The following is an 11351-nucleotide window of genomic DNA, read 5'->3' as shown; positions in this document are numbered from 1 at the left end:
GGCCACGGGGGTGGGGGGGGGGGGACCCCCCCCCCCGGGGGGGGGCCCCCCCCCGCTCCCACAGGGGTCGCGTACACCAGCCTATCTCTTCTATAAATCCCCTCAATTGGCCCTGCCCACAACCCGCAACTACTCTTCTGACATGCCCCAGCGAAAAGTCAGAGGAGTCACCCCATGAACACCCACCTGCCGCACGACCTTATTGCCGCCCCGCTGTTCATCATTGGCGCGCTGCTGGTGCTCTCGGGGTTGTTCAGCCTGGATCCGGGGCAGATCGCCGTGGGTGCGATCTTCGTGATGGCGGGCGTTGGCCTTTACCGCAAAGGCCATTACCCCGAGGCTGGACAGTCCAAGCCGTTCAGCCACCGCCATCATTGAGCGTCAGGCGAACACCGTCACCGTCTGTCGGCTGAGCGCCAGCAACTCGCCCGCCGCGTTCCACATGGCCGCTGCGGTATGTCCGTAACCATCACGGGAATGCTCGACATCGGCGCAGTACTGGCACCAGTCCAGGGTACTCAGGCTGGCCACCGGCTGGACGAATTCGATGGTCCAGGTCAGGGTGCTGCCCGCCGCCGGCTTGTTCAGGTACGGCAGTGTCGCTGGCGGCCAGGCATCGCACAGGGCCAGCAGGTGGGCCTCGGTCACCGGTTCCTCCACCGCGTCACGCAAGCGCACCCAGCCGCCCATCTGCCGCCCCGGCTTGTTGGTAAACGGCATGTTGCCGATTCCCCAGCGCATGGCCAGGAAGCGGATGTATTCCGGGGTCACACCTGGAATATAGGGCATTTCCGGGCTGGACTCGGCCAGGCTCTTCATCTGCACTGCCGGCAGCGCCGGAATGTCGATCACCGAACTGCGCCCGGCGCCGAAGCTGCCCTGGACGATGGTCACCGTCTGGCCATTCTGGACCGCACGCCCCAACAGCGAACTGACCGCCTTGCCTTCGCGCAGCGGCTCCACCTCGAAGCTGATGGGTACATTGGGTTCGGCCGGACCGACGAAGGTGATCGCCAGGGAACGCACCGGACGCTCAGGCGAGACCCGGGCGTGCATGGCCTCGTACACCAGCGCCGCCATCAGGCCACCGAAACAGGCACGCCCCTGGGCCCACTCGGCGGGAATCACCACCTCTTGCGGACGCTGGCGGACGGCGGTGAGCAGTTGGGAAAAATTCATGCGGACCTCGTCCTGCGGAAAAGTCCTACGATCTTAAGAGCAGAACGGGACGCCGAGCAGGCCACATAACTGCCAAATCAGCGGCCTATCGCTCGTCGATATGCTTGAGCAGGCGCGCCACGGTCTTGTCGGCCTTGCGCTCGGCCTCCAGTCGTTGTTCCTGCCACTGCGCAACCAGGGGCGCCAGGTCGGCCTGCTTCTCGGCCTGGGTCAGCCACTGCAGGAGGTCGTGCCAATGGCCGAGGTCGTCCTGGGCGTTCTTGAGTTCGCTGCGCATCGCCTTGCCGATCCGGCTCAGCTTCGGATACGCCTCGGCGCCGTAGCGCGCACGCTTGATCAGCAGGCGCAGGCGATGCCGGTCATGGTCCGGCTCGTGCACGGCTTCGACGATTTTCTTCCATTGCTTGTCCAGGCGCTTCTCGATGCGCTTGCCAAGGTCCGGCACCAGTCTCTGCCGCTCGATCGCCCGCAGGAAACCGGGGAAAGCGTCGAGCACGGCCAGCAGCTTGTACATCTGCGGGCTGGCTGCCACCGAGGCGAACACCTCGCCCTCCCCGGCGAGCCGGCGCTGCGCAGCCGCACCCATGTCGAGCTGGAACAGCTGTTCGGCCAGCACCTCGCGGTCGCGCAGCGGCGTGGTCATATCGCCGATGGCCTTGGCCGCGTTTTCCAGATGATCGACCCCGGGCAGCCCGCGCAGGGGCCGCAGCAGGCTGCGCAAGCGCCGCACCGTGGTGCGCAGGTCATGGAGCGCCTCGCTGTCGGTATTCTCGGCAAGACGCGCCTGACACGCCATCAAGCGCACCTGCAAGCCCAGGACCTCGGCAACAACGTGATCGAACATCTTCGACATGACCTGCCTCACGACTCAGCGTCCTGCACGGGACTCACGAATATAGAAACGAGCCTTTTCCGCCTTTTTGGTGCACCCCTCGAAGGCTTCGAACTGTTGCTGGGTCTTGGCCCCGGTCAGCAGCGACAGGGCCTTGGAATAGCTGACGGTGCCGGCGAAGCCTTCGGCCTTGGCCAGGTCCAGTTCCTTCCAGGCGGCGTCGAGCTGGGAGCCGCAACTGTCGCGATAGGCCGTCTTGCCCGCGCAGCCAGCCAGGGCCAGAACGATCAGGGGCAGGGTTATCCAGGCTTTCATCGGGTGTTACCTCAAGGGAAATGATCAATCAGGTTGGCCTGTTCGACGGCTTTGCCACGGAAAAGTGCCATCACCAGCGTAGACCAGCGCTGCCGGTGATTGAAGCGAAGCGTTGAACAGGCGCATTGTTACCGTACATGACGGGGGACGCAGCATGAAGAAGCGCGTGGCATTGGTATTGGGCTCGGGCGGTGCCCGGGGGTATGCGCATATCGGCGTGATCGAAGAACTCGAACGGCGCGGCTACGAGATCGCCTGCATCGCCGGCTGCTCCATGGGCGCGTTGATCGGCGGGATCTACGCCGCCGGCAAGCTGGAGGAATACCGCAACTGGATCGAAAGCCTCGATTACCTGGATGTCCTGCGCCTGGTGGATGTGAGTTTCCGCCTTGGCGCGATCCGCGGGGAAAAGGTCTTCGGGCAGATCCGCAAGATCGTCGGCGAGATCAACATCGAGCAGTTGCGCATTCCCTACACGGCGGTGGCCACCGACCTCACCAACCAGCAGGAAATCTGGTTCCAGGAAGGCTGCCTGCACCAGGCCATGCGCGCCTCGGCGGCGATCCCCAGCCTGTTCACCCCGGTGGTCCAGGGCAACCGCACGCTGGTCGATGGCGGCATTCTCAATCCGCTGCCGATCATCCCGGTGGTGTCCAGCCATTGCGACCTGATCATCGCCGTCAACCTCAACGCCACCAACCAGAAGCAGTACACCTTGCCGGTGATAGAACGGCCGGCGGCGTTCAAGCTGCGTTTCGACAGCCTGATCAGCTCGCTGGGCTCGCACCTGCCGTTCCGGCGCAAGCAGGCGGAGGCGTTGCTGGGGCTGGAGAAGGAACTGGAACAGGAACTGGCAGCCGAGGCCGTGGAGGTGCCCAATCCGTGGCTGGCCGACGCTGCCAGCCCCAGGGCCCAGCAACCTTCGGCGGCGCCGGAAAGCGACGGTGCGCCAAAGTCGGCGACCGGCTCGTTCATCGTCGACAACGTTGGGCCGGCATCATTGCTGGACTTGATCAACCAGAGCTTCGAGGTGATGCAGACGTCCCTGGCGCAGTACAAGATCGCCGGGTATCCGCCGGATGTGCTGGTCAACGTGCCGAAGCGGGTGTGCCGGTTCTTCGAGTTCTACAAGGCGCCGGAACTGATCGCCCTGGGCCGGGAGATTGCGCGGGATACGCTGGATAACCATGAGGCTGAGAAACGCTAAGTGCCTGAGCGACGCGGCCCCTGTGGGAGCGGGTTCACCCGCGATTGCGTCGGTGGGCTCACTACCGCCATCGCGGGTGAACCCGCTCCCACAGGGGCCGTGTAACGCTCTTGATCCTTGATCAGTCCTGCCCGATCAACCGATACCCCACCCCCGGCTCGGTGATGATGAACCTCGGCGCTGTCGGGTCGTCGCCGAGTTTCTGCCGCACATGCGCCACCACGATGCGCAGGTAGTGACTGTCCTCCACATGGGTCGGCCCCCAGATGTCCTTGAGCAACTGCTGCTGGGTGATCACCCGCCCCGGATGCCGCGCCAGTTGCGCCAGCAGCGCGTACTCCTTGCGGGTCAGCGCCACTTCCACGCCGTCCAGGGTCACCCGGCGGTAGGCCAGGTCCACCGTCAACGGCCCGAGGCTCAACGCGGCCTCTGGCGCAGTGGCCTGCGGCACCTGGCGCAACAAGGCGCGCACCCGCGCCAGGAACTCCTGGATGCCGAACGGCTTGGTCACGTAGTCGTTGGCCCCGCCATCCAGCGCCTGGACCTTCTGCGCTTCGCTGGCGCGCACCGACAAGACCATCACCGGCACCGCGCTCCATTCGCGCAGCTCGCGCAGTACCTGCTGGCCATCCATGTCCGGCAGGCCCAGGTCGAGCACCATCAGGTCCGGCCGCGACAAGGCGGCATGGCGCAGGCCCTCGGCGCCGGTGCCCGCCTCCAGCACCTTGTAGCCCTGGGACGCCAGGCTGATGCGCAGGAACTTGCGGATCTGCGGCTCGTCGTCGATGACCAGCACGGTCGCGGTCTGGCTCATGGGGTTTCGCTGTCCAGTGGGGGTTGGGCCGGAAGCGGCAAGCATAGAGTGATGCAGGTGCCGCGGCCAGCCAGGCCGTCTTCGACGCGAATATGCCCGCCATGGGCACCGACCATGCCGCGACAGATCGCCAGCCCCAGCCCCGTGCCCTGCCCGCCGCGATCACCCCGGGCGGCGGTGTAGAACATATCGAAGATGCGCTCGCGGTCCGCCTCGGCGATGCCGGGCCCCTCGTCCGCCACGGCGAAGCACAGTTGCTCGTCCTCGACCGTCACGCGCAATTCCAGGTGCCCCTCGGCCGGCGAGAAGCGCGCTGCGTTCTCCAGCACGTTGATCAGCGCCTGTTCGATCAGCGCGGCATGCACATACAGCAGCGGCAATTCGGCGGGCACCTCGGTGCGCAACTGCAAGGGCGCCAGCACCACCCGCAAGCGGTTCAGCGCGCTGCCGACGATATCGGCCGGGGCCACCCAGTCCCGCGCCAGCTTGAGGCCGCCGTGGCCAAGGCGGGTCATGTCCAGCAGGTTCTGGATATAGCGGTCCAGGCGCTCGGCTTCATCGCGGGTGCCTTCCAACAGTTCACGGCGATCCTCGGCCGGGATCGCATCGCCCAGGGCCAACAGGCTGTCGATGCTGCCGCGCATGGCGGTGAGCGGGGTGCGCAGGTCGTGGGACACCGAGGCGAGCAAGGCGCTGCGCAATTGTTCGGTTTCGCCGTGCAGGCGCGCCGATTCCAGTTGCTCGGCCAGTTTCGCCCGGGCCAGGGCCTGGGCCAGCGGCTGGCTCAGGGACTTGAGCAAACGCCGGCGCTGGGCCGGCAATTGCCCGTCGTCCCGGGCCCGCACGCCCAGCAAGGCCAGCGGGCCTTCATCCACCGACAACGGCCACCACCACCAGCGTCCGTTGGGCAGGGTGTCGCTGCCCTGCCCCGCTTCCTGCTCGTGTTGCCAGGCCCATTCGGCGGCAGCACGTTCGTTGTCGCTGAACTGCAGTTCACCACCAAAGGCCACCTGCAGGCGCCCTTCGGCATCGCGCTCAAGCAGACAAGCCTGCACCTGCGGCCAGTTTTCCAGATGCTGGCCGGCGGCGCTGAACACCGCCTGGCGGTCGGTGGCGGCGGTGAGCCGACGGGTCAGATCGAGCAGTTGCCCGGTCTGCTCCTGGGTCTCGCGCAAGGCCTTCAATTGCCGACGCTGCCGCGCGGCGAGATTGCCGGTAAGCACCGCCATCAACAGGAAGAACAGCGAGGTCAGCACATCCTCTTCACGCTGGATGGCGAAGGAGAAGTTCGGCGGAATGAACAGAAAGTCATAGGCGAGGAACGACAGCACCGCGCAGGCCAGCGCCGGGCCGATGCTGCTGCGCACCGCCACCAGCAGCACGGCGGCGAGGAACACCAGGGAGATGTTCGGCAAGTCCATGACCCGTGCCACGGCCCAGGCCAGGCCGCTGGCAAGCAAGGTCGCGGCCACGGCCAGCGCGTAGTGGCGCCAGGCCCAGTCAGCGGCACGCACCGCACGCGCCGGCTCGGGCTGCTCGTCACGGTCGAGGACATTGATCTCCAGGCCATGGGATTCGCGCAGCAGGCGGGTGGCGACCCCGGCGCCGAACAGGCGCCGGCGCAGGCGATCACGCGACTGCCCGACCAGCACCAGGCTGGCACGGCGCTCGGCAGCATGCTGGATCAGCGTGCGCGCCACTTCCCCGGCACGCAGCAGCACCACCTCGCCGCCCAGGCGCTCGGCCAGTTGCTGTGCCGCCTGCAGGCGCTGCCGGGCCGTCTCGTCGCGCAGCTTGCCGTTGTCCACATGCACCAGGCTCCACGGCAGATGGCGGCGCTGCGCCACGCGGCTGGCATGGCGCACCAGGCGTTCGGCCTGGGCATCGCCATCCACACCGACCAGCAGGCGCCCGCGCAGGGCCGGGGCGTCCTGGCCGAGACGGCGATAGCCGTGGGCCAGGTCGGCATCCACCTGGGCCGCCGCCGTCTGCATCGCCAGCTCGCGCAGGGCGGTGAGGTTGGTCTGGGTGAAAAAGGCGTCGATCGCCGCCCGGGCCTGCTCCGGCACATAGACCTTGCCGTCGCGCAGGCGCTCCAGCAGCTCCCGCGGCGGCAAGTCGATCAGCACCAGTTCGAAGGCTTCCTGCAACACCCAGTCCGGCAGGGTCTCGCGTACCTGTACGCCGGTGATGCCGCGCACATGGTCGTTGAGGCTTTCCAGATGCTGGACGTTGACCGTGGTGTACACGTCGATCCCGGCCGCCAGCAGCTCCTGCACGTCCTGCCAGCGCTTGGCATGGCGGCTGCCGGGGGCATTGCTGTGGGCCAGTTCATCCACCAGCGCCAGCTCGGGCGCAGCCTTGAGCAGGCCATCCAGGTCCATTTCCTCGAGCGTCACGCCACGGTACTCCGAGCGCAACAACGGCTGCTGGGCGATACCCCCGAGCAACGCCTCGGTCTCGCTGCGCCCATGGGTTTCCACCACCCCGGCCAGCACCCGCACGCCGTGGCGCAGACGGGCGTGGGCGGCCTGGAGCATGGCGTAGGTCTTGCCCACGCCCGGCGCCGCACCGAGAAACACCTTGAGCCGGCCGCGCCCCTGGCGCGGCAGCTCGGCCAACAACGCATCGGCGCGCTGGGAATCACTCATGGTCGGATCAGGTCCTTATTTCGGCAGTGGCGCAAGGCGGTCGAGGGCGGCGTTCAGGGCGAGGATATTTACCACTGGCGGGCCGACCAGAGGTTGCAGGGTGGCTTGCTCCACCAGTCCTTGCAATGCCTGTTGCGGGATTTGTCGGGCTGCTGCCACGCGGGCCAGTTGATAGGCCACCGCCTCGGGCGGCAGATGCGGGTCGAGGCCGCTGCCGGACGTGGTCAGCAGGGCCTGCGGCACCGGCCCCTGCGCCGCGCTGAACAGCATGCCGGCGCTGTCGCCGATACGCTTGGCCAGGGCCGGGTTGCTCGGCGCCAGGTTGCTCGCGCCGCTGGACACGGTGGCGTAGTCCGCCGCCGACGGCCGCGCCTGGAACCAGGCCTCGCCGCTGAACGGCTGGGCCAGCAGGCGCGAACCGCGCACCTGGCCTTGGTCGTCGCGCAGCAGGCTGCCATTGGCCTGTTCGGGGAAGGCCACCTGGGCGATGCCGGTGACCGCCAGCGGATAGACCACGCCGGTCACCAGGGTCATCAGCAACAACAGGCTCAGGGCCGGGCGAAGATGGGTCGTCATGTTCATGTCCTCGAATTCACACCAGTTGCAGGGCGTTGAGCAGCAGGTCGATCAGCTTGATCCCGGCGAAGGGCACCAGCAGCCCGCCCAGCCCGTAGATCAGCAGGTTGCGGCGCAGCAGGTGGGCGGCGCTGGCGGCCTTGACCCGTACCCCGCGCAGCGCCAGGGGAATCAGCACGACGATGATCAGCGCGTTGAACACGATCGCCGAGACAATGGCGCTCTGCGGGCTGGCCAGTTGCATCAGGTTGAGCACGCCAAGCTGCGGATAGATCGCGGCGAACAGCGCCGGCAGGATGGCGAAATACTTGGCCACGTCGTTGGCGATGGAAAAGGTGGTCAGCGCACCGCGGGTCACCAGCAGTTCCTTGCCCACCTGCACCACGTCCAGCAGCTTGGTCGGGTCGCTGTCGAGGTCGACCATGTTGGCCGCCTCGCGGGCCGCCTGGGTGCCGTCGTTCATGGCCATGCCGACGTCCGCCTGGGCCAGGGCCGGAGCGTCGTTGGCACCGTCCCCGCACATGGCGACCAGGCGGCCTTCGTCCTGTTCCTGGCGGATCCGCGCCAGCTTCTTCTCTGGCGTGGCTTCGGCAAGCACATCATCCACACCGGCCTCGGCAGCGATGGCGGCGGCGGTCAGCGGGTTGTCGCCTGTGACCATCACGGTGCGGATGCCCAGCTTGCGCAGTTCGGCGAAGCGCTCGCGGATCCCCGGCTTGACCACGTCCTTGAGATGGATCACACCGAGCAGGCGCTTGTCCACGCAGACCAGCAACGGCGTGCCGCCGCTCTGGGCGATCTTGTCCACTTCCCGGGCCAGGGCCGGCGGCAGGTCGAGGCGCTGCATGCCGACGAAGGCCAGCACCGAATCCACCGCACCCTTGCGGTAACGACGAGGCCCGAGGTCGATACCCGAGAGGCGGGTTTCGGCACTGAAGGCCACTGGCTGGAACTGCCCGGCGACCGGCTCGACGAAGTCATGCAACTGGCGCAGGTATTCGACGATGGACTTGCCTTCGGCGGTGTCGTCGGCCAGTGAAGCGTACAAGGCGCCCTCGCCCAGCTCCTTGGCGGTAATGCCCGGTGCGGCGAACACCGCGCTGCAACGGCGGTTGCCGAAGGTGATGGTGCCGGTCTTGTCGAGCATCAGCACGTGCACATCGCCCGCCGCTTCCACGGCGCGGCCGGAACGAGCGATCACGTTGAGGCGCACCAGGCGGTCCATGCCGGCGATGCCGATGGCCGAGAGCAGGCCGCCGATGGTGGTGGGGATCAGCGTCACCAGCAGCGCCACGAGGAACACCGTAGGGATTGCACCACCCGCGAAATGGGCGAACGGCTGCAGGGTCACCACCACGATCAGGAAGATCAGGGTCAGGCCGATCAGCAGGATATCCAGGGCGATCTCGTTGGGGGTTTTCTGGCGCTTGGCGCCTTCCACCAGGGCGATCATGCGGTCCAGGGTGGATTCGCCGGGGTTGCTGCTGATGCGTACCAGCAGCCAGTCGGAGACCAGCCGCGTGCTGCCGGTCACCGCCGAGCGATCGCCACCGGACTCGCGGATCACCGGCGCGGATTCACCGGTAATCGCCGCCTCGTTGACCGCGGCGATACCTTCGATCACCTCGCCGTCGCCGGGGATCATCTCGCCGGCTTCGACCCGCACCACATCGCCCTTGCGCAGGGCAGTGGCGGCGACCACTTCGAAGCTGCCCGCCGCCGTGCGCCGGCGTGCGCTCAGGCCCTGGCTGCCGGCCTTGAGGCTATCGGCACGGGCCTTGCCACGGCCCTCGGCCAGGGCTTCGGCGAAGTTGGCGAAGAGCACGGTGAACCACAGCCACAGGGCGATCTGCAGCGCCACGCCGGTCGGCACCTGGTTATCGGGCAGCAGGCACAGCAGCGTGGTGAAGATCGCGGTCAGTTCCACCACCAGCATCACCGGGGCGCGCTTGAGCTGACGCGGATCGAGCTTGACGAACGCCTGCACCAGCGCCGGCCGCCACAGGGCGGCGAAGGACGTTTGTGCGGTGCTGGCGGGTGCCGTTTTCACATCGCGAAGCGGCATGTTCATGGGGTGACTCCTTGCAAGGCCAGGCTCAGGTGTTCGGCGATCGGGCCCAGGGCCAGCGCCGGGAGGAAGGTCAGGCCACCGACCAGCAGGATGGTGACCACCAGCAGGGTGACGAACAGCGGACCGTGGGTGGGGAAGCTGGCTTGCCCTACCGGTGCGGTCTTCTTCAGCGCCAGGCTGCCGGCCAGGGCAAGGACCGGGAGGATGTAGCCGAAGCGCCCGATCAACATGCCAAGGCCGATCATCAGGTTATGGAAGGTGGTGTTGGCGCCCAGGCCGGCGAAGGCCGAACCGTTGTTGGCGCTGGCCGAGGTGTAGGCATAGAGCAACTGGCTGAACCCATGGGCGCCGGGGTTGCTGATACTCGCGGCCGGCCCGGGCAACGCGGTGGCCAGGGCGCCGAGGATCAGCACGCCGACCGGCATCACCAGCAGGGTTGCCACCAGCAGTTGCACCTCCCGCGCCTGGAGCTTCTTGCCGAGGTATTCGGGGGTGCGGCCGATCATCAGGCCGGCGAGGAACACCGCGATCAGCACATTCAGCAGCATGCCGTAGAGCCCGGCACCGACGCCGCCGAAAATCACCTCGCCGACCATCATGTTGACCAGCGCGACCATGCCGGTCAGCGGGTTGAGGCTGTCGTGCATGGCATTGACCGAGCCGTTGGACGCGGCGGTGGTGGTCACCGTCCAGAGCACGCTGCCGGTGGTGCCAAAACGGCTTTCCTTGCCTTCCAGTGGCGCGCTTTGCTCGACCTGCGGATTGCTCAGCGCCGGGTTGGGCTGGTACTCGGCCCACAGCGCAGTGGCGCCGCCGACCAGGAACAGGGCGAGCATGCCGGCGATGATCGCCCGGCTTTGGCGCATGTCCTTGACGTAATGGCCGAAGGTGAAGACCAGGGCCACCGGGATCAGGATGATCGACACCACTTCGAACAGGTTCGACCAGGCCGTCGGGTTCTCGAACGGATGGGCCGAGTTGACGCCGAAGAAACCGCCGCCGTTGGTGCCCAGTTGCTTGATGGCGATCTGGCTGGCGGCCGGGCCGAGGGGAATGACCTGGTCGGCGCCTTGCAGGGTGACGGCATGCACGTAATCGCTGAAGGTCTGCGGCACGCCCTGCCACACCAGGATCAGCGCCAGCACCAGGCACAGCGGCAGCAGGCCATAGAGGGTGGCGCGGGTCATGTCCACCCAGAAGTTGCCCAGGGTGCCGGCGCTGCGCCGGGCGATACCGCGGCACAGCGCGACCAGCACGGCCAGGCCGGTGGCGGCGCTGACGAAGTTCTGCACGGTCAGGCCGAGCATCTGGCTCAGGTAACTGAGCGAGGCTTCGCCGCTATAGGACTGCCAGTTGGTGTTGGTCATGAAGCTGACCGCGGTATTGAACGCCAGCGACCATTCCTGGCCGGGCAGGTGTTGCGGGTTCAGCGGCAGGTAGGCCTGCAGGCGCAGCACGGCGAAGAGCAACAGGAAGCCGGCCAGGTTGAAGACCAGCAAGGCCAGGGCGTACTGCTTCCAGTTCTGTTCCTGCCGGGCATCGACCCCGGCGATCCGGTAACAGCCTCGCTCTACCGGGCCGAGCACCGGGCTCAGCCAGGTGCGCTGGCCCTCCATCACCTTGTAGTAGAAACGCCCGAGCCAGGGTGCCGGCAGCAGCACCAGGGCGAAGAAGGCCAGGAGCAATGCGTAATCGTAACTGTGCAT

General features: G+C 67.0%; 10 protein-coding genes. 2 read left to right on the top strand and 8 right to left on the bottom strand.

Translation table 11 applies throughout. From position 1 onward, the window contains the following. Positions 1-174 precede the first annotated feature (174 nt). Positions 175-378 (top strand): hypothetical protein, encoded by a 204-nt coding sequence (locus tag ACKLLE_RS23950; protein WP_420059263.1) that lies wholly within the window; start codon positions 175-177, stop codon positions 376-378. Positions 379-381: 3 nt separating this feature from the next. Here the strand turns inward: ACKLLE_RS23950 and ACKLLE_RS23945 are convergent, their stop codons facing one another. The 3 genes from ACKLLE_RS23945 to ACKLLE_RS23935 all read right to left on the bottom strand — a co-directional run bounded on the left by ACKLLE_RS23945 (position 382) and on the right by ACKLLE_RS23935 (position 2326). After that, on the bottom strand, positions 382-1179 hold the full coding sequence (locus tag ACKLLE_RS23945; RefSeq protein ID WP_009394463.1) for an acyl-CoA thioesterase: 798 nt from the start codon (positions 1177-1179) through the stop codon (positions 382-384). An 85-nt stretch (positions 1180-1264) separates the two neighbouring features. Continuing rightward, on the bottom strand, positions 1265-2032 hold the full coding sequence (locus tag ACKLLE_RS23940; protein WP_420059262.1) for a CHAD domain-containing protein: 768 nt from the start codon (positions 2030-2032) through the stop codon (positions 1265-1267). A 15-nt stretch (positions 2033-2047) separates the two neighbouring features. Continuing rightward, positions 2048-2326 (bottom strand): hypothetical protein, encoded by a 279-nt coding sequence (locus ACKLLE_RS23935; protein WP_009394459.1) that lies wholly within the window; start codon positions 2324-2326, stop codon positions 2048-2050. Positions 2327-2480: 154 nt separating this feature from the next. Here ACKLLE_RS23935 and ACKLLE_RS23930 point away from each other — a divergent pair, with 154 nt between their 5' ends. Next, entirely contained in the window at positions 2481-3533 is a 1053-nt protein-coding gene (locus tag ACKLLE_RS23930) for a patatin-like phospholipase family protein (protein WP_420059261.1), read from the top strand. 121 nt (positions 3534-3654) lie between these two features. Here ACKLLE_RS23930 and ACKLLE_RS23925 read toward each other — a convergent pair whose 3' ends face one another. The 5 genes from ACKLLE_RS23925 to kdpA are packed head-to-tail and all read right to left on the bottom strand — an operon-like array spanning position 3655 to position 11351. Further along, a complete protein-coding gene (locus ACKLLE_RS23925) occupies positions 3655-4347 on the bottom strand; it encodes a response regulator (RefSeq protein WP_420059260.1) in 693 nt (230 codons plus the stop codon). Then, a complete protein-coding gene (locus ACKLLE_RS23920) occupies positions 4344-6998 on the bottom strand; it encodes a DUF4118 domain-containing protein (protein WP_420059259.1) in 2655 nt (884 codons plus the stop codon). Before ACKLLE_RS23920 ends, ACKLLE_RS23925 begins: the two co-directional genes overlap by 4 nt. A 15-nt stretch (positions 6999-7013) precedes the next feature. Beyond that, complete coding sequence (gene kdpC, locus ACKLLE_RS23915) at positions 7014-7574, bottom strand: potassium-transporting ATPase subunit KdpC (protein WP_009394450.1); 561 nt, start codon at positions 7572-7574, stop codon at positions 7014-7016. A gap of 16 nt (positions 7575-7590) precedes the next feature. Next, the gene (gene kdpB, locus ACKLLE_RS23910; RefSeq protein WP_420059258.1) at positions 7591-9645 is read right to left on the bottom strand and encodes a potassium-transporting ATPase subunit KdpB; all 2055 of its coding nucleotides are present in this window, start codon (positions 9643-9645) and stop codon (positions 7591-7593) included. Then, a complete protein-coding gene (gene kdpA / locus ACKLLE_RS23905; protein ID WP_420059257.1) occupies positions 9642-11351 on the bottom strand; it encodes a potassium-transporting ATPase subunit KdpA in 1710 nt (569 codons plus the stop codon). The genes kdpB and kdpA overlap by 4 nt, the downstream gene beginning before the upstream one ends.

The organism is Pseudomonas bharatica, from assembly GCF_048586865.1.
Taxonomy (GTDB): domain Bacteria; phylum Pseudomonadota; class Gammaproteobacteria; order Pseudomonadales; family Pseudomonadaceae; genus Aquipseudomonas; species Aquipseudomonas bharatica.
This window is presented reverse-complemented; position numbering and strand designations above follow the sequence as displayed.